This window comes from Streptomyces sp. NPDC058464, assembly GCF_042721035.1.
Classification (GTDB): domain Bacteria; phylum Actinomycetota; class Actinomycetes; order Streptomycetales; family Streptomycetaceae; genus Streptomyces.
In genome coordinates this window covers 168,809-186,286 of sequence record NZ_JBHXMA010000008.1, presented here as the reverse complement: position 1 = coordinate 186,286, position 17,478 = coordinate 168,809, and the positions used below count along the sequence as shown (strand labels likewise).

Sequence of the window (17,478 nt, the reverse complement as noted above, 5' to 3'; positions counted from 1 at the left end):
GCATTCCGGAGAGCTTCGTGGCCGGCGGGATCGACGCCGCTTATGCCCACCCGTCGGGGAGCTACGGCTTCATCAGGGGCAACCAGGTGCACCACACTGACTGGGGTACCGGCGTCACCAAGACACTCGCGGAGATGTACCCCAACATCCCGGACTCGTTCCGCAACGGCGTGGACGCCGCCTACGCCCACCCGGATGGGGATTACGGCCTGATCAAGGGCGGGCAGGTGCACCACAGCGACTGGGACAAGGGCCAGGTCAAGGCGCTCAGGGACATGTACCCCAGCATTCCGGAGAGCTTCGTGGCCGGCGGGATCGACGCCGCTTATGCCCACCCGTCGGGGAGCTACGGCTTCATCAGGGGCAACCAGGTGCACCACTCCGACTGGGCCACCAACGCCACCAAGACACTCGCGGAGATGTACCCCAACATCCCTGGCGCGTGGCAGTAAGCCTCGACGTCAACGTTCTGGGCTGCGCACTTCGTCGTCCCTCCGGTCGATACCGGCAGTGCCCCGTCCGGAGGACACCCGCGCCGTGACACCGCCGTCTTCTGGCGCACCGCTGTACCCTCGTCCGACGCCGCCATTCGGCGATTCGTGCCGCGCGGAGAGGAGGCGGGGGGTCCTCAGGCCCCCCCGCCCCGCTTACCGGGCCTCGTGGTCGCCGACAGTTGTGATGCCGCGGGCCACGACGGGCGCCCACCCCGCCCAGTTCAGGCACACTCCGTCTGCGACATCACGCGTGGAATCTCAGTAGCCATGGCTGTGCCCTGCACCTCGGCCGGGCGCACGGCGGATCTGCCGAGGTGCACGGCACCGAAGATCCGGCGAGGCCGAGCGTGCCGGTGTCAGGACCAGGTCCACGCCTGGTTGCTGTTGCCGGCGCAGCTCCATGCCTGGATCCGCTGGCCGTCCTGGCCGGACGTGGCGGCGTCCGCGTCCAGACAGAAGCCGTCGGGAGGACTGACCAGGGCCTGGCCCTCGTTCGAGCCCGAGTCGCCGAGCCTCCACCTTTGCGCGGGCAGCCCGTTGCAGACCCTGCCGTGGACTCCGTGGCCGTTCTGGCCGGAGCCGGCGGTGTCGGCGTCCAGGCAGAGGCGGCTGCCCCGGTTGACGACGATGTACTGCCCGTCCCGCCCGGGAACGGCGTACAGCGCCCACTTCTGCTTGGCGACGTCCGCGCACTCCCAGACCCGGACGTCCGCGCTGTCCGCACCGGCACCGAGGCATCTGGGGGTCGGGGTGCCGTTGACGGTCTCGGTCACGGTGACCGCGCCTGACCGCACCGGACCGCGCGGGCTGTAAAGGAGCCTCTTGGTCTCCGGGCCGGCCTTGCCGTCGACGTCGGTTCCCGTCTCGGTCTGGAAGGCCCTGACGGCAGCGAGGGTCGCGGCGTCGAAGTCCCCGTTGACCGGGACGTACAGGCCGTGGGCGTTGAGCAGGCTCTGCAGGAGCGTGACGCATGCGGCCGAGGCTCCGGCGGTGATCTCGTCGGCGCAGGGTGCGGACCGCAGGTCCGAGACCGAGATGTGCTGCGGAGACGCCTTCGTCGCGCCGGTGGCGGTCGGCTCCCCGCTCGTCGAGGTTGTCGCGGAAGGGGAGCCCGACCCGGAGTGTGACGCGGGCGGGGTGCCGGGCGTCGAAACCGGATCGCCGGTCACGGAGAGGGTGGACGGAGGTACGGAACCGGCCGACGCGGGGTTGTCGCGCGCCGACAGCAGCGCCAAGGTGACACCACCGGCGACCAGGACGGCTGCCGCCGCCACCGCTCCCACCAGCGTCTTCGAGCGCTTGCGACGGATCGTGGGCGTGTCGGGCGAGGTGGCCGGGCCGGCGAGTGCGAGGGGCGGCGACGGCGACGGCGACGGCACGGCGGCGAACGCGTCAGCCGCCGGTCTCGCCCTCCGTGCCGCCCGAGCCGGTCGGGGCGGTGCGGGGACCGGTGCCGAGAGCTGGTGCCCGATGGCGGTCCGGAACACCTCGTCCGGTGCGGGCCGGGACTCGGGATCCTTGGCCAGACAGGCGCGCACGAACGCGCCCAGTTGCGGATCCGCGGCCGTCACCTTGTCGAGGACCTCCTCCCGAGGCGGGTCGAAGGCGACCCGGTGCAGGACGTCGACCCCCGTGCCCTCACCGAACGGCGGTGTCCCCGAGACGGCGTACGCCAGGGTGGACGCCAGCGAGAAGACATCGGACGCGGCCGTCACCTCCTGTCCCCGGACCTGTTCCGGGGACATGAAGGCGGGCGTGCCCACGTTCTGGCCGGTGGCGGTGATCGAGGTGCCGTCGGAGGCCTGAACGACCCCGAAGTCGATGACCCTGGCCCCGTCGGCCGCCAGGATCACATTGGACGGCTTGAGGTCACGATGGACGATGCCCTGCCGCCACACCGCCTCGACCGCCCGCGCCAGGTCCGCCACCAGCCGCCAGGCGGCCTCCACGTCCATCGGCCCGCGCGCGTCGACGGCCTCGGCGAGAGTGGGCCCCGGTATGTACTCGGTCGCCACCCACAGCAGTTCCCCGTCGGTGCCGCTGCCCAACAGCCGTGCGGTGTGCGCTCCTTGGACCCGGCCCAGTGCGCTGACCTCACGTTCGAAGCGCTTACGGAAGAGCGGATCCTCCGCGTACTCGGGCCGCACCACCTTGACGGCGGCCTGTCCCGCACCTCCACCGGCGTTCCGGCCCAGATAGACCCGGCCCATCCCGCCGCTGCCCAGCACCGAGGTCAGGACGTACGGGCCGACCCGCGGGGGATCGTTCTTCCGCAACGGGACCGGAGAGGGAGGTTCCATACCGGCCGCCGCGTAGGCCATCACGTCGGACCTGCTGCGGTAGTGGTCAGGCATGGGAATCCAGGTGTCTCGCGTGCCGCATGAGACCGCGAGAGTAGCGCAACAACCCTTCATTAAAGACGAGTTGCCCCCGTTCCTGCCCTCGTGGTCAGGGGGGTGATCCCGCGGTGCCCGGCGCAGTCACCGGCGGTATGAATCCACACGATGGAGTGTGCGCGACCAATGCCGTTGCCGTCCCGCCTTCGTCGGCGTCCGTTGCTACAGATCGCCCGGCTTCGGCGCTGCCGCCTCTCCGGAGGGACCCATGAGGATCGAGTGGGTCTCATGAACGTCCTTGGCTGCCTTCGAAGGCACACTCACCTCCACCATGACGATCCCGCTCCGGAGCCGAGTGATGACCGGTGGCTGTGATCGGCTGGGGAGTTCGCCGAGGAATCGCGTCAGCCGGGCACGCTGGCCCGGGGACAACTCGCTTTCGACGACGGTGTGGACGGCACCGGAAATCAGCTGGCACAGGCGCTCGGCGCTGTCGGGATTACCGGTGAACAGTCGGATCCAGGACTGGTCCACGAAGCTCAGCCGCACGTCTGCTTCGGCCTCGCTGTATGTCATACGCCTGGCTTCGGCGAGAGAATCGCGAGGGAACTCCGCGAGCACGTCGGCCTTGTCCAGTGTGCCGGTCCGGGTGCCGAGAAAGAGCAGGCGCCGAGTGGTGAGGGCGAGGTCGGTGGCGTAGCCCTTGGGGCGGCGTGCTGGATCGAGTTGCCATGGCACGGTCCGCGCCAGAGTGCCGGGCGCGGCCCACATGACGGGAAAGTCCTCGACCTCGTTCTCCGGTTCCTCCGGCCTTCCGCGCACGGGAACATCGCCGAAGGGTGACCCGGCGGCCCCGCCGATGTTCGCGATGAGGTTGGCGATCAGCGGAATCCCGACGGCGAAGGCGCGGCCGGTGCGACGCGCGACGCGGTCCCCGGTCGGGCGCAAGGCGTAGCTCGGACCCACAGGCCAGTCCTGCAACTCCTGCTGGATGTCATTGCGATCGGGATCTCGGAACCAGCGGGATCCGGCGACTGCGGGTGAGATGCCGCTGGCGAATTTGGCCGCGGTCCTGATCAGCAGATCCTCGTCGGCTTCGGGGTACCAGTCCATCAGTACGTCATCTCTCCACGGGGGCAAACGATTCGGTCAGTCGGGGAGACCAGCAGGATCCGTCGAGGGAGGGAATTCCACCGAGCCGACGATTCCCGCTACGGCGTGCGCGAACTCCTCCCACTGTTCCACGGAAGCCGTGTCCAGGGTAAACACAGCGGTGTACGGGCCGGTTGCGAAGGGGACGTGTACCTGGATCTGCCCCATGACGAGTTCCTCGTCCTGACCGGACTTTGTGTATCCGCCGTCCACGACAAGCCTCTGGAAGGTGACTCCGCAGACCGCCGGCCCGCACGGGAGGTCCAGCCAGGTCACCTCGCGCAATGGGTCCCGTAGCAACAGCGACTGGATTCCCTGTGCGACGACTTCCTGATCCGTCTCGCCCGACTCGAAGACCGCGATGGTGAGCGAACAGTGTGCGACGCCTCCGTCGTCCTCCAGTCCGTAGAGTCCGATACCGAAGAAACCGACTCCGCTCGCGAGCATCTGGTCGGCCATGGCGCTGTACAGCGAGCCCATGGTTTCCCACAGGGGTACTTCGCCGTTTGGATAGATCTCGCGGACGAGTCGGTGTGCCGCCTGCGTCCGCTCATCGGCATCGAGTGAAACCTCGATCGCATGCATACCGTGGGGCAGCCTGAAGGCCATTGGGGGCAGTACAGCGCCCTCGATGGTCAGGTCCTGGAGTGTTTCGAGGGTGTCCATGAACGGCACTCAGCCCCCAAAGTCATTCTTTGCTATGGTATGCACCTTGTAGGCGTCGAGAGCGCCCTTGATCGAGCCGTCGATGATACGACCTGCCCTGCCCATGGGCGCGATTGCATCGGCGCCCTTGATGAATTTCAAATTCGAGACCATGTTGATGCCCTGGGTACCGAGCCACTGTCCCTTGCGAATGTTCTGCAAACCGTTCTCGACCGCCAAGGTCAGCCGGCTGCCGCCTTCACCCAGTTTCACCATGGGCACGGCTTTGATGGGGCCGAAGAGAACGAATGCCTTCCCGACGCTGGTCACGCCACGGTAGCCCTCGCCGAGTTCTGCGGCGCGTGCGACCGCGCTGGCGCCCTTCGCGAGTTCGGCGCTCCCCGTGAGGCCTTTGACACCAGGCAGGACACCGAGTGCGTCGAATCCGATCTCGGTCCAACTGACGTCCGCGCCCGCTGCTTTGGCGACCAGATGAGTCAGCAGTGCTGCGCCGCTCGTGATCATCGCTGCGACGGCGAAGATGGCGCCCAGGGGCTCGAAGGGAGCGGTGATGATGGCGAGGAGTCCCAGCACGCCGCTCGCCAGGCTGAGGAGGTCGCCGATCGCCTTGAAGACGTCGGCATGATCCTTGATCCAGTCCCCGGTGGCATCCCAGGCGTTCTCGATACCGTTGCCCAGCTTGTCCCAGAAGCCGGGCTCGTCGGGGGCGATGTCGCCGGCCTTGTCCAGTTCCTTGCCGACCTGGCGGGCGGCCGCCCGGTAGTCCTCTTCCAGCTCGTGGACCTTCTGGATCACGCCGTCCACCGCGCTGGACGCCTTGCCCAGGTCCGTGCTGCCGTCGCTGCCGGCCTTGGCCTGGGCCTTCGCCTTGGCGTCGAGCTTTTCCCCGGCGCTCTTCTCCAGACGGTCCGCGCGGTCCTGGAAGTCCTGGAGGTCGTCGGCCCAGCGGTGCAGGGCACGCGATGCCTTGTCGAAGGAGTCGTGGCTCTTGCGGATGAGCGGGGTGACGTCTTGACCGACGTACTCGCTGAATGCGATCGCGGTCTTGCCCTTCCAGGCACCGGTCTCGATGCGCTCCAGCTCTCCGAGCGCCGTACCCAGCTCGCCGGCCAGCTTGCCGAGCTGCTTGGCGAGGTCCCGGGTGTCCTCCACGTTCCCCGGCGTGGGGTCCCAGCCTATGTGGGGGAAGGCAGGCCGCTGCCCAGCCACGTCACTTGCCCTTCTGCTGCGGAGCCTTGAGGGACTCGGCCAGGTCCAGGTCGAGCTTGCCGAAGCTCTCGCCGATCTTGTTGATCATCTTCACGGCGCCCTGGGTGTGCTTGCCGAGCTGCTTGATGCCGTAGCTCCAGTCGTCGGCGAAGTCCTGTACTTCTTCGATGAGTTGCTTCTCGCCGACGGCCGAGGCGTCCGCGCTGCGGAGCGTGCGGCGCGTCGTCTCCATGCGGTCGCTGATGGACGAGAAGGTCTTCTTCAGGTCCTGGAAGATCGTGTCTTCGAGGCGCAGGTCACTCATGTCGGATTCCGGTCTCCTGGAGCGGCCCGGGGCCGGAGCTCGGCGGGCCGCTCGCGTCTCGTCAGCGGTTGACCGCTTGGATCTCTTTCACGGTCACGTTCTGCTCGTACGTCGACAGGCCGTCGGGCAGGCCCGGCTGCCGTGCGGGTCCGTCGGGGTCGGCAGAGTCCGTCCAGGTCACCTTCCAGGTGATCGACGCCTTGAAGGGGTAGGTGCCGGTACCTGACGAACGGAGGTAAGTGACGTTGCAGCCGGAGTCCTTGCTGTCGACCGTGTAGCCGTCGTCGCCCTTCACCAGGTCGTACGTGCACGACTGCGGGTCGGCGTCGGCGGTGCCGGCCTCGACCTTGAGGGCCATGGGGGTTGCGACGGTCGTCGCGGCCATCTGGACGCCCTTGTAGTTGATGCTGGCGGTCGTCCAGACCCGGTCGAAGTTCCCCTCGAACTTCACCCGCGTACCGAGGTTCACCTTGAGCCGGTCCGGGCTCGGGTTCAGCACCACGGGCGGCGTCGGCAACTTCGTCGAGTTGTAGGCGAGTTCGGAGAGGATCTCCGGGGTCAGCTGGTTGGGGTCCGCCTTCGGCTGGGCGGGCGGGACCCAGATCTCCCAGCTGGCCGGGGTCACGGGACAGGCGTCGGTGTAGTCGTCGTTCCGGAACTGCACCTGCCACCACAGGCCCTTGTCGCCCTTGTGGTAGTCCTCGTCGGCGCGCTCCTTGGCGTAGCTCGCAGCCGGTTCCTGGGCACCCTTGTAGGAGGACTTGATGAAGTCCTCGTACTCGTCCGGTGTGTACATCGGCTCGTACCAGCAGACGGGGGGCTTCCAGTTCGCGTTCGAGGACGTGGCCTTCGAAGTGGAGCTGCCTGAGCCGCCGGTCTTGCTCTGACTGATCTGAATATGGGCGCCGATGGCTCCGGTTCCGGAGCTGCCACCTGAGTCGGTGCCGGAGCTGGGCGGCGTCGGCTGGACATCGCCCTCGTCACCGCCGCCGTAGGAGGGGTCACCCGCATACGCCGGAGTGCCCGTTCCAAGCGCGATGGCCAGGCTCACGGCCGCCACCGTCCGAAAAACGGGGCGAGCGGCTTGAGCACCTACCCCCGCACGCACGAGGCGTCACCCTTCTTCCAACTCTGCCGCGTGACCTGCCAGTCGCCTGCCGAGTCCTTTGCGACCTGAAGCGTGTTGAGGATGAAATCCTTGTCACTCGGTTTGGTGACCTGCACCTTTTGAGTCTTGATGACCTTGCCGTATGCCTTGCTCTGGTCCTCGCAGTAACGCACCGCCGCTGTCTTGCTGTTGGCGACGTCGGTGACCTCGAAATCGAAGAACCGATAGTGCCCCGTAACCGTCAGCCCCTGCTTCTTGAGCTCCGCAACCCTGTCGATCCAGTAGGTACGGGCGTATCCCGCAAAGTAGCGATTCAGGTTGGCGGTCTGCCCGTTCCCCTTGGCGAAAGCCTCGAGCCGGGCCTCGGCCGCGTACGCAAGGTCCCGCAGAACTGCGTCCTTGGTGGCATCTCCTGTCGACTCCCGGTCGACAGCCACCGTGATGTCCGACGGGAAGTCGAAACTCGGCGCGTTCTTCTCGGTCGAGGTGGAGGCCGAGGCGGACGGTGATGGAGAGGTGGATCCTCCCGTTCCGTCGGCCCCCGCGATCTTGTCGTTGTTGCCCTTGGAGCTGTCGTCCCCGCCTCCGCACGCCGTCAGCAGCAGAGCTGCGGTCGCGGTGAGCGCGGCGGCAACGGGCAAGGTGCGGCGCTTCACTGTGGACTCCCCCGTGAGACAGATGTGTGGCAAGGGCACCAACGCTATCCGTGGGGTTGTCGATTCGCCAGCGCGAACTCCCTTGGTGACGTGGGCAATATGGTGTGAACCGGATATTGCGTGGCCGGTCCGTTTCCTGATCGTGCCCCGCAGACGCGAGCTCAGCCCTCAGGCCCGGTCTGCCTCATCAGGTGCGTGTGCACCTCGCTGCGCATCGCCTCGGTGACGACCGTGAGCCAGGAGCCGTCCCGGAACCGGATGCGCAGCAGGTCGCTCGTGTGCAGCCCGCCGAGGGGATTTTCCACGGCGGCCTCGGTGGCCGGAATGCCGGCGCCGACCCGAAGCCGCCTCTCCTGTCCTACGGACACGCGCTTGACCGGCCGACCTGTTCCAGTCGCCGTCGAAGACCTGGTCGAGGCGTTGGGCGCGGACGGCAGCTTTGCCTTCCTTGGCCTCCCCTGCAATGACCATGCCGAGCGCACCCAGCGGCCTGATGAGCGAGGGCCTGAGGTGGCCGCCGCCGGCCGCCGCCGGCCGCCTGGTGAGGCGGCGTTGTACGTTCGCGGCCAGGCTCATCCTGCCCATGTACGCGGACGATTCCTTTCAGCGATTCACTGCTTGGGCTTCCTGAACCCTGACGTCCTGGTCGTTGCCGAAGGTCCCGTCAGGCAGGTCACCGCTGGTGCCTCCGGTTCCGGTCCAGGTGATCTCCCAGGTGACCGTGGCCTGGAGTTTGTACGTGCCGCCGGCCGACGACCGCAGGTACTTGATGCCGCAGGGCGGCGTCTCGCCGGCCTTCCCCGTCTCGTACGGCTCACCGATCGAATCGTCGTCGTTGATCGCGCACTCGCCGGAGGCGGGATAGGTCTCGGCGTCTTCGGTTCCGGGCTGAAGCTTCAGCGAGACGGGCTTGGCCACGGTGGTGGCCTGCAGGTTCAGGCCAGGCGCGGTGATCGACGCCGTGACGGAGACAGGTTTGAAGTCTCCCTTGTCCAGCCATGCCCAGGTTGCCAGGTTGACCTTGGTGGTGCCGCTCGGAGCAAGCGTCACCTCGGTGCCCGGAACCTTGATCTGTTCATAGGCGAGCCCCGCCAGGATCTCTGGGGAGATGGCGTTCTTGACCTTGGGTGTTTCGCCGTTCTCAACCCAGAACGGCAGTGTCGAATTGCAGGCCGTTCTCTCGAGGACGGGCGCGTTCGGATTCTCGACCGCCCCCCACCACATGCCGTCGTCCTGCTGGTCGAGGTTGTAGTTCTTGTACTCGCCGTCCTTGTACACGTCCCGGAACTGGGATGTGGCGTTCTTCGCGTAGTTGGGCTGGTTGGGGTCGGTCGTGACGTCCTTGTACTCGGACTCCGTCTCCTTGGCGAACTGCTTTGCCGTCCACCTGGGTGCAAGCCAGCAGGCCGGAGGCGTCCAGGAGGTTCCTGTGGCTGAGACGTGCCCCACGGACGAGCCGGAGCCGTTCTTCGAGGTGTCGTAGGAGACCGCCGCGTACAGGGTGTCGTTGTTGAGACCGGTGTCCTTCTTGGTGTCGGTCGTGCCCTTGTCGACGGGGCCGCCGGCGAAGGCGCTGTGCGCCGGGGCGAGAAGCAAGGCAGCGGTCAGCCCGGCGACACCGATCGTGTGACGCTTCATGCCTTGCACTGCGTGGCCTCCGTCTGCACTTCGATGCCCTCCGCGGTCCACAGGCCCTTGACCTCCTGGGACGCCGTCATGACGATCTCGAAGTAGTAGTAGTCCTTGTTGCTGGGACTGGTCTTGAGGATCTTCTTGGACTTGACTTCCTTGCCGTAGAACTTCGAGTCGTCGTCACAGAAGGAGACGGACGCGCGCTTGCCGTCGGCGGCCAGGTCGACCTTGCCCTGCGAGTAACGCTGGACCCCGGTGACGGTCCAGCCGCCGTCGACGTACTGCTTGATCTGCTTCTTGGCGTAGGCCTGGGCGGTGTCACCGGCCGTGGAGTAGAACTTGTACGCCGCGTCCTCCGGGTCCTGCCGGATGATGCCGTAGTTGATGGCCCGCACGAAGTTCTCTGCGTCACCCAGAGCCGCTGCCTCTTTGGCATCGGACGGCTTGGTGATGTCGAACGCCATCTCGAAGCCCGAGGGGAACGTGATCGCCGGACGGTCGATGTCCGCGGCGGCGTCCGATGCGCTCGGCGACGCCGAGGTCTTGGTGCCGTCGGAGTCGGCACCCGCGATCTTTTCGTTGCTCTTGGAATTGTCGTCCCCGCCACCACAGGCCGTCAGTAGCAGGGTTGCGGTCGCGGCCAGCGCGGCGGCAACGGGCAATGTGCGGCGCTTCACTGTGGTCTCCCCGTGAGAATGAAGGTCGTCGAGGAGACAGACGCTATCGGCGGGGTTCGCGGTTTCGCCAGCGCGAACCTGTGAGGCATGAGGGAAAACCCGGCTAAAGATGCGCCAACCACCCACCTGTGTACCCGGACCGTGTCCTCGTGGGCAGGACACCCACCAGTCCACTGAGCGACGTACCTCGACATGTTCAGCGGCATCATGAGGTCGCTTTCGACGGACGAGCCGCAGGGCGAGCGCCGGCCAGGCGATCGGGATCCGGGGGCCGAAGGAACGGAGAGGCAGACATGAACGGTGGCGACACTGGGTTCGACGAGGCTCGCGGGAGGCGTGTGCGGCATCCCGTCGTGCTCGCGGTCGTCATCGGGGCCTACGTGCTCGCGGCCATCGCGGGCCTGTTCGTCCTGGCGGGCGACTTCGGCCCCGTGCTGCTCGTGCCTCTGTGGATCGTCCACGCCGTGGTCCTCGTCGTGCTCGTCAGGAAGCTGGGGGCGAGGACGTCGAGTACGTACACGATGTTGTTCGTCGTGGCCACTTCGGTCATGTCCGTGTACGTGGCGGACATGGCGCGTGACGATCTCACGCTGCAGCGGCGCGGCGAGCGGGTCACGGCCGCCGTGGTGAAGAAGTGGCGTGATGCGGCCGAGGGTCGCAAGGCGCGTGACTACGACTACACGCTGGAGGGGCAGGACGGTACGAAGGTGCCGGGGCCCGCCATGAGAACGCCGACCGATCTGTACGACGTCGGCCAGAAGGTGACGGTCATCGAGGATCCCCGCGGCGAGCTCCGGCCGAAGACCCCGGGGCAGGCGGATGCGACAGGTGACGAACTGGGATCACTGGCCTTCGCCCTCGCCGCCCTCGGCGCCGTGGGGTGGACGGCGTGGCAGGGGTCCGATGCGGCCCGGCGGAGGAGCCGTGGCGGCGAGGCGCACGGCGCGGAGCGGAGCCTCGTCGGGGTCCGTGACTCGGGTGCCACACCGGAGGAGCAGGAGGAGCAGGAGGAGCGGCTCCGCGAGGCCCTGCGTACGTATCCCGCCGACCGCCGGGGCTACATCAAGGTGCCAGCTGAGCAGTACCCCGACGTGTCCCGGCAGCGCGCGGCCCGGATCGCGTGGGAACTGGGCCTTCGTGCGGAGGCGTCCGGCAACCGAGGGTCATGGCGCTTCGCCGAGAAGGTGGTGGAGGAAGTACCGCTCGACTGACCCCGGAGCCCTCAGCCCAGGGTGCGTGGTTTCGCCACGGCGAACGTCTCGGCAAATGGCGTGTGCACGTGCGTGGTGTGGTGTCCGACCGGTTCGGTTGTGGAGGTCGCGTGGATGCCGGGTGGGGGCGGTGCGGTCCGCTCGGTGGCGGCCCTCTCCTTTGGGTTCCCTTTGCGCTCCGTTGGTTGTAGCCCCCAAAACCCTCGACACACAGTGACCCTGGTCCTCTGCGTCTCGCGGGGCGGCCGAGCAGGCAGGTGTTCACGGGGGTAGTGGTGGCGGATCACGTCAAGGTGTCCACGAGCGAGCTGCGGGAGATCAGCAGGTCTGTCGCGAAGTTGAAGTCCACCTTCGAACATGCGAAGGATCTCGTCGACTCGTACGGCTCCGAGATCGGGTCCGGGGATGTGGCCGACGCGCTTGGTGACTTCGCGGACGACTGGAAGAAGAAGCGCAAAGAGCTCTGTGACGGGCTGGAGTTTCTCGGGAAGACCGCGGGTGAGGCGGCGAAGGCCTACGACGGGGTCGATCAGCATCTTGCCGACGCGCTGGTCAAGGCACAGCCGGGGGAGAAGTGAGCGATCACGGCTTCTCCGGGGTCGACTGGCAGACGGCCCGGTACGACGACAGGGAGTTCACGCCGGGGGACCCGTACGAGGTCGCCCGGCTCGGGAAGCGGATCTCCGACACCGCCAAGCTGATCGAGGAGCAGGCCGGCAAGCTGAACAACCTCGTCGACGGGAACGGGTGGGACTCGGACGCCGGGAAGGCGTTCGCCACGAAGACCGGCGACACCGTCAAGCTGCTCAGCCAGTCGCGTCAGCGGTACGCGGCGGCGGGGGCGGCGCTCGGTTCCTCCGTGCCGTACGAGCCCATCGCCGACACCGTCCGGGAGAACTGGGCCACTGCTCTCAACCATGCGCAGAATCGCGTCCGTTCCGCCCTGAAGAAGGCCGCGGCGGCCGATGCCGACAGCAGTAACTACCAGAAGCAGATCGATCAGCATCCGTCCGCGGACGACAACCACCCGGACAAGCAGAAGCTGAAACGGCAGAAAGAGGCCTCGGACGGGGAGCTCGACGCCGCGAAGCGGGAGCTTCGGGCCGCGCTCGACTACCGGGACACCCAGGCCGGGTACGCCGCCAAGGCGATCCGGGACGCCGTCGAGCACGACGGGCTGAAGGATCCCAAGCACCACTGGTGGGACAACTGGAAGGACTGGGTCGCCGACATCGGGCACTGGGCGGGGGTGGCCGCGGCTGTTCTGGGCGTGCTGGCGCTCGTGCTGAGCTGGGTGCCGGTTCTCGGCGAGGTGCTCGCGGCGCTGGCGCTCATCGCCTCGGTCGTCGCCCTGGTCTGCGACACAGTCTCGGCGTTGGACGGCAAGGGCACCTGGCTGGACGTCGCCATCGACGCCGTCGGCGTGCTGTCCTTCGGCGCCGGGCGGATCCTGGGGACGACGGCCAAGGAGGCGGCCATGGCCGCCCGGGGCGCCTCCGCGGTCAAGGACCTCCAGCTGGCCCGGGAGGTCGGGCTGAACCCGACGGCGGCCCGTGAACTCGCCGAGACACTCAACGGGGTCAAGCCCGGAGAGATCGGCAAGGCGCTGTCCGAAGGGCCCACGACACTCCTGCCGCGGATGCGCTCGGTGGTCAAGGAGTCATTGAACCTCAAGGCGTTCGCGACCGACATCCGCGATGCCCCCGAAGTGCACCGGGCGGCCAAGGCCTTCGCGGAATCGGCGCCCGAGCTGTCGGAGATCGCGGACTCCTCGTTCAAGACCATGGCGGGTCAGGCCAAGGCCTTGTACTACGGCAGCCAGGTGCTGCCGCTCCTGGCCGGCTGGTCGAACCTGGCGCACACGCACTCCGACGAGCCGTGGGTCACCGGGCCGAACGTCCTCCAGGGAGTGAAGGAGATCCCGGGCATCGGGGCCGGCGGAACACCGTTCTACAACTGGCACTGGAGCACCAGCGGCTGACCCGGGGTCGGCTGTCGGGAATCCAGAGCGGAAAGAGCAAGGATCACGTGGCGAGTGAGGACGAGCGGTCCGTCGACGAGCTGTTCGCGGAACTGCCGGAGAAATGGCAGCGGTCGCTGGAAGAAGTGGGCATGGGGCTGCCGGAGTTGCGCCGCATCGCGGCCGGCCCGGACGGCATGCGGCGGGTACGCACCATCCTCGCCGAGTTCTCCGAGGCCACCACCAACCCGCGGCCGGCGCGGGCCGGGTGGACCGGTTACGGCGGCGGAACGCCGGTCTGGCCGTGGGCCCGGCTGCTCCTGGTGGCCGTCGTATCGGTCGTCGTCTGCCTGCTCTCCAGCCTGTTCATCGGCAAGGCGGCGGCGTTCGTCGGGCTGGTGCTCGGGCTCCCGGTCATCTGGGTGGCCTTCAAGACCCGTGACTCCCGAGGGGCCCCCGTCGCCCGGTATGTCACCGCGGGCGCCTATCTCGTCCTGGTCCTGGTGGGCTCGTACTTCGCCAACGCCTGGTACCTGCAGCTGCGCGGGGTGGAGCAGACGGTCACCATCGCGACGCCGACCCATCAGTGGACGCACGGGACCCGTGAGACGTACTGCAGGGTCCGGCTGCGGGACGGGTCCGTCCACGAGGTGATCGACAACAAGGAGAACTGCGCCGACCGGGTCGGGCAGACGACCACGGCCGTCGTCGACCCGGCCGGTCACTACAAGCCCTCCCTCGGCACCAAGTCCGACATCGGCGGCGTACCCGAGGGCTATGTCTGCCTCGGCGCCGCCGCGGTGCTGGTGCTGGCACCGGTGACGGTCGTGGTCATGGGACGGCGCACGCGGTACGACCGGGCGATCGGGACGGCGGTATGAGCGGCGGTATGAGCGGCGGGACGACGGCCAGCACGGCCAGCACGGCCAGCACGGCCAGCACGGCTGGTACGGCTGGTACGGCCACGGCCCCACCCTCCGATTACCGCCTCGCCGTTCCCGAGGGCTGGGAGCGGATCGTGCTCGATCCCGAGAAGTGGGCGCACCGTATCGACAAGGTGGTCAAGCGCGGTCTACGGCGTACGAAGGCCGGTCCGCAGCTCGAGGCCGCGCTCGCCGGCCGGATGCGGGAGCAGGCCGAGGCGGCGCATGCCAACGGCGGTGTCGAGATGTACGTCATGAACCAGGTCCTCGGCCAGGTCCCGGTCTCCGCCGGCCTGGTCGTCACCCTGCTCCGGCCGGCCCCCGGCACCGAGGCCGGCGACCTCGGCGACATCGCCCGCTCCCTCGCCCTGCGCGCGACCGCAGAAGCAGAGGACGTCACTCTCGTCGACCTCCCCGCCGGCCCCGCCGTACGCCACCGCTACCTGCGCCGGCCGGCCCCCGACGACCCCGACGGCAACAAGCTCGCCGTCACGCACCTGGACGTCTACCTCGCCGTCCCGAACGGCGACCAGCGGCTGCTGCTCTCCTTCTCCACGCCGATGGAGCCGCTGGCGGAGGCCCTGGTCGGCCTCTTCGACGCCGTCGCCCGCACCCTGCAATGGATGGCCTGATGCCCGAGTTCGCCGCGTCCACGGTGCGTATGAAAGCGCCCGAGGATGCCATATCCCTGCCGGTACGCGTGGCGGGGGTCGACCTGCATGCGTGGGCCGTCGAGGCGGCCGCGCGCCACGTCGGCCCGGACGACCCCGACCCGAAGCTCCTCGGCGCCCTCGCCGCCGAACTCCGCGCAGCCGCCGCCGACTCCCGGGAGCGCGCCCCGATCACCGCGCTGTCGTACGTGCCCGAGCCGCGCCTCGGTGAGCTCGCCCGGATCGAGCTGTCGGCGCTGGTCGCCGACGACACGTACCCGACCATGAGCGTGGAGCTGCTCCAGCGCTGTCTCGCCGCCCCCACCCCCGTCTCCTACCGTCCGCCCGAGGCCGAGCTCCGCGGCCTTCCCGCGGGCCCGGCGGTGCGGGTACGGCACGCCTACGTCCAGGACGTGGGCCGGGACGGGCTGGGGACGGTGATGGAGACGTGTGCGTACGGCATCCGGGCCGACGAGACGTGGGGGCTCGTGCTGCTGACGTCCTGGCAGGCACTGGCCCACACGGACGCGTTGTGCGAGCTGACCGACGAACTGGCGCGGACCGTCCGGGTCACGGCGTAGCCGGACCGGTCACGCGGCCGTCAGGCAGCTGACGAGAGGCTCGCCCTCCAGGGACGTCAGGCGGCACCAGGAGCCGTCGGTGAAGGTGATCCTGAAGTCCCGTTCGCCGACGCTGAACGGCCGCCGTTCGACCGTGGCGACCGTGCTCAGGTCCGTCTCCCAGAGGACTTCCTCCCAGGGTTCCCTGGGATCGCGGAGTCCGCCGAGGACCAGCAGGCGGCGGTCGGTCAGGACGAGGTGCGTGACGTCCGTGTCGGGACGGCGGGCCGGGTCGAGTTCCCAGGGGAGGGTACGGGCGATCGTGCCGGGGGCCGCCCACAGCACCGGGAAGTCCGTCTCCTCGTTCTCCGGGTCCTCGCTCCTGCCCAGTGGGGCGGAACCGCCGGGGCCGCTGCCGGAGGGCACGTTGCCGTCGAAGACCACGGCAAGGGCGAGCACACCGAGGAGGAACGCGCCCGTCAGGACACCCCGCACCACAGGGCCGATCCTCGACCTGAACCGGTATGCCGGGCCTGGCGGCCAGCCTGCCAACTCGGCCTGTATGTCCCGCCGTTCCGTGTCACGGAACCAGCGGCGGCCCTGGACGCGGTGTGCCGCGCCGGTCGCGAAGGACACCGGGGCCCGCGCCACGAGCCCCTCGCCCGCCGGGGGTTGCCAGGAATGCCGCTGCGGCACGGTCACGGTCTGGCATCCTCACGGGTCGTCGCGGTCGTCGCGGTCGTCGCGGTCACTGCGGTCATCGGTCAGTGCGGTCGGCACGCTCTTTCGCTGCGGCGAACGCTTCGCCCGGCCGGGTGATCGTACTCGGACCGCTGTCGTACCCGCCCGGCCGGCGTGTGCACTTCGTGCAGGCCTCATGGGTGCGCGGTGAGGGTGTCGGGAGCGGCCCGGCCGCGAACGGGGTGTTCTGGATTCGCCGGCGCACAGTTCGGTGCCCCCTGGTGTCCCCCCGATCCCAACCGCCGTACATGGCAACGCCGTTGCAGATCGCAACGACGATTTCAGTGAGGTCAAGGAGTCCGGGCGCGCCTTGAGGGGCTTATGTGTGGCTGATACGGTGCGATCGCTTGACACTCGCCATGCCGCCGAGTATTCGGCCGGATCGGGCGGTTGGTGTCGAGTGTCCGCTTTTACGGCGTTGACAAAGTGTTCGAGTGTTCGGCAGACAGTTTTCTTGGCTGTAACGGGGAGCGGTTGCGTGAAGATCCAAGAGCGTACGGGGGCGGGCGCAGGTCGTTCGGCCGGTCCGGCTCAGCCTTCGGTCGGTGACCGGCTTCCCACCGCGCCCCGTGAGCGCAAGCCCGCGCTGGCCGCACTCGCGGTGCTGCTGATCCTGCTGGGTGCGCTGGGCGCGACGACGCTCGTGCTGCAGGCCGGCAAGCGCATCGAGGTCATAAAGATCACGCAGGAGATCCCGGCCGGCTCGTCCGTGCAGGACAGCGACGTGACGTCCGTCATGGTCGCCGACGACTCCAGCATCCACTACGTCAGGTGGTCCCAACTGGCGGGCCTGAAGAAGCTGAAGGCCGTGAGCACCATCCCGGCCGGTGTCGTCGCCGTCGGCGAGATGTTCGGTGAGGGCAGCAAGCTTCCCGCCGGCAAGTCCACCGTCGGCCTGGCCCTGAAGGAGGGTCAGTACCCGAGCGGGATCGAGGTGGGCGACACCGTCGCCGCCTACCACGTCAGCGGCTCCGCCACCGGCGGTTCGTCCTCCTCCTCCGCCGGCAGCGACTCACTGATCGCGGGCGACGCCAGGGTCAGCGCCGTACCAAGCGACAAGAGCAGCGGCGAACTCGTCAGCAGCACCAGCTACGCCATCACGCTCACCGTCGACAGCGACAAGGCCGCCGAGCTGGCCGACGCCGCGTCCAACGGCGAGGTCGCCCTCGTCCTCGTGCCCAGCACCGGCAACTAGAAGG

At 68.3% G+C, this 17,478-nt stretch carries 18 protein-coding genes and 1 pseudogene; 8 read left to right on the top strand and 11 right to left on the bottom strand.

All coding sequences use genetic code 11. The annotated features are described in order from the left end of the window. A pseudogene (locus ACFWPQ_RS13850) lies at positions 1-452 on the top strand (hypothetical protein); the annotation flags it as partial. Between the two features lie 398 nt (positions 453-850). Here ACFWPQ_RS13850 and ACFWPQ_RS13845 read toward each other — a convergent pair. The 10 genes from ACFWPQ_RS13845 to ACFWPQ_RS13800 form a co-directional block, all read right to left on the bottom strand. Continuing rightward, positions 851-2,848, bottom strand: coding sequence for a protein kinase (locus ACFWPQ_RS13845; RefSeq protein ID WP_384032968.1), 1,998 nt, complete (start codon positions 2,846-2,848; stop codon positions 851-853). Positions 2,849-3,052: 204 nt separating this feature from the next. Then, the gene (locus ACFWPQ_RS13840) at positions 3,053-3,943 is read right to left on the bottom strand and encodes a hypothetical protein (RefSeq protein ID WP_384032966.1); all 891 of its coding nucleotides are present in this window, start codon (positions 3,941-3,943) and stop codon (positions 3,053-3,055) included. Positions 3,944-3,979: 36 nt separating this feature from the next. Further along, positions 3,980-4,648: a hypothetical protein gene (locus ACFWPQ_RS13835; protein WP_384032963.1), complete on the bottom strand. Its 669-nt coding sequence runs from the start codon at positions 4,646-4,648 to the stop codon at positions 3,980-3,982. Positions 4,649-4,657: 9 nt separating this feature from the next. After that, positions 4,658-5,800 carry an enoyl-CoA hydratase/isomerase family protein gene (locus tag ACFWPQ_RS13830; protein WP_384032960.1) on the bottom strand — a complete coding sequence of 381 codons (1,143 nt, stop codon included), beginning with the start codon at positions 5,798-5,800 and terminating at the stop codon, positions 4,658-4,660. A 58-nt stretch (positions 5,801-5,858) separates the two neighbouring features. After that, positions 5,859-6,161, bottom strand: coding sequence for a hypothetical protein (locus tag ACFWPQ_RS13825; protein ID WP_384032958.1), 303 nt, complete (start codon positions 6,159-6,161; stop codon positions 5,859-5,861). A gap of 61 nt (positions 6,162-6,222) precedes the next feature. Beyond that, positions 6,223-7,212 (bottom strand): hypothetical protein, encoded by a 990-nt coding sequence (locus ACFWPQ_RS13820; protein ID WP_384032955.1) that lies wholly within the window; start codon positions 7,210-7,212, stop codon positions 6,223-6,225. A 41-nt stretch (positions 7,213-7,253) separates the two neighbouring features. Then, entirely contained in the window at positions 7,254-7,925 is a 672-nt protein-coding gene (locus ACFWPQ_RS13815) for a hypothetical protein (RefSeq protein ID WP_384032952.1), read from the bottom strand. Positions 7,926-8,086: 161 nt separating this feature from the next. Continuing rightward, positions 8,087-8,293, bottom strand: coding sequence for a hypothetical protein (locus ACFWPQ_RS13810; protein ID WP_384032949.1), 207 nt, complete (start codon positions 8,291-8,293; stop codon positions 8,087-8,089). Positions 8,294-8,528: 235 nt separating this feature from the next. Continuing rightward, positions 8,529-9,614: a hypothetical protein gene (locus tag ACFWPQ_RS13805; RefSeq protein WP_384032946.1), complete on the bottom strand. Its 1,086-nt coding sequence runs from the start codon at positions 9,612-9,614 to the stop codon at positions 8,529-8,531. Continuing rightward, positions 9,560-10,234, bottom strand: coding sequence for a hypothetical protein (locus tag ACFWPQ_RS13800; protein ID WP_384032943.1), 675 nt, complete (start codon positions 10,232-10,234; stop codon positions 9,560-9,562). The genes ACFWPQ_RS13805 and ACFWPQ_RS13800 overlap by 55 nt, the downstream gene beginning before the upstream one ends. Before the next feature lie 338 nt (positions 10,235-10,572). On the opposite strand from ACFWPQ_RS13800, the gene ACFWPQ_RS13795 reads away from it, so the two are divergent. The 6 genes from ACFWPQ_RS13795 to ACFWPQ_RS13770 all read left to right on the top strand — a co-directional run bounded on the left by ACFWPQ_RS13795 (position 10,573) and on the right by ACFWPQ_RS13770 (position 15,559). Continuing rightward, entirely contained in the window at positions 10,573-11,445 is an 873-nt protein-coding gene (locus ACFWPQ_RS13795; protein WP_384032940.1) for a hypothetical protein, read from the top strand. 275 nt (positions 11,446-11,720) lie between these two features. Further along, entirely contained in the window at positions 11,721-12,023 is a 303-nt protein-coding gene (locus ACFWPQ_RS13790; protein WP_384032937.1) for a hypothetical protein, read from the top strand. Further along, the gene (locus ACFWPQ_RS13785) at positions 12,020-13,426 is read left to right on the top strand and encodes a hypothetical protein (RefSeq protein ID WP_384032935.1); all 1,407 of its coding nucleotides are present in this window, start codon (positions 12,020-12,022) and stop codon (positions 13,424-13,426) included. Before ACFWPQ_RS13790 ends, ACFWPQ_RS13785 begins: the two co-directional genes overlap by 4 nt. A 47-nt stretch (positions 13,427-13,473) precedes the next feature. Beyond that, positions 13,474-14,286 carry a hypothetical protein gene (locus ACFWPQ_RS13780; protein ID WP_384032933.1) on the top strand — a complete coding sequence of 271 codons (813 nt, stop codon included), beginning with the start codon at positions 13,474-13,476 and terminating at the stop codon, positions 14,284-14,286. Continuing rightward, positions 14,283-14,960: a hypothetical protein gene (locus ACFWPQ_RS13775; RefSeq protein WP_384032930.1), complete on the top strand. Its 678-nt coding sequence runs from the start codon at positions 14,283-14,285 to the stop codon at positions 14,958-14,960. Before ACFWPQ_RS13780 ends, ACFWPQ_RS13775 begins: the two co-directional genes overlap by 4 nt. Further along, positions 14,960-15,559 (top strand): hypothetical protein, encoded by a 600-nt coding sequence (locus ACFWPQ_RS13770; RefSeq protein ID WP_384032928.1) that lies wholly within the window; start codon positions 14,960-14,962, stop codon positions 15,557-15,559. Before ACFWPQ_RS13775 ends, ACFWPQ_RS13770 begins: the two co-directional genes overlap by 1 nt. A 9-nt stretch (positions 15,560-15,568) precedes the next feature. On the opposite strand, the gene ACFWPQ_RS13765 is transcribed toward ACFWPQ_RS13770, so the two are convergent. Continuing rightward, positions 15,569-16,240 carry a hypothetical protein gene (locus tag ACFWPQ_RS13765; protein ID WP_384032926.1) on the bottom strand — a complete coding sequence of 224 codons (672 nt, stop codon included), beginning with the start codon at positions 16,238-16,240 and terminating at the stop codon, positions 15,569-15,571. Between the two features lie 517 nt (positions 16,241-16,757). Here ACFWPQ_RS13765 and ACFWPQ_RS13760 point away from each other — a divergent pair. Continuing rightward, complete coding sequence (locus ACFWPQ_RS13760) at positions 16,758-17,474, top strand: hypothetical protein (protein WP_384032925.1); 717 nt, start codon at positions 16,758-16,760, stop codon at positions 17,472-17,474. The last annotated feature ends 4 nt before the right edge of the window (positions 17,475-17,478 follow it).

What these genes read in the sequence shown, in the direction of transcription:
- ACFWPQ_RS13845 (WP_384032968.1), bottom strand. Translation starts at nt 2,848, where the DNA reads ATGCCTGACCACTACCGCAGCAGGTCCGACGTGATGGCCTACGCGGCG.
- ACFWPQ_RS13840 (WP_384032966.1), bottom strand. Translation starts at nt 3,943, where the DNA reads ATGGACTGGTACCCCGAAGCCGACGAGGATCTGCTGATCAGGACCGCG.
- ACFWPQ_RS13835 (WP_384032963.1), bottom strand. Translation starts at nt 4,648, where the DNA reads ATGGACACCCTCGAAACACTCCAGGACCTGACCATCGAGGGCGCTGTA.
- ACFWPQ_RS13825 (WP_384032958.1), bottom strand. Translation starts at nt 6,161, where the DNA reads ATGAGTGACCTGCGCCTCGAAGACACGATCTTCCAGGACCTGAAGAAG.
- ACFWPQ_RS13775 (WP_384032930.1), top strand. Translation starts at nt 14,283, where the DNA reads ATGAGCGGCGGTATGAGCGGCGGGACGACGGCCAGCACGGCCAGCACG.
- ACFWPQ_RS13770 (WP_384032928.1), top strand. Translation starts at nt 14,960, where the DNA reads ATGCCCGAGTTCGCCGCGTCCACGGTGCGTATGAAAGCGCCCGAGGAT.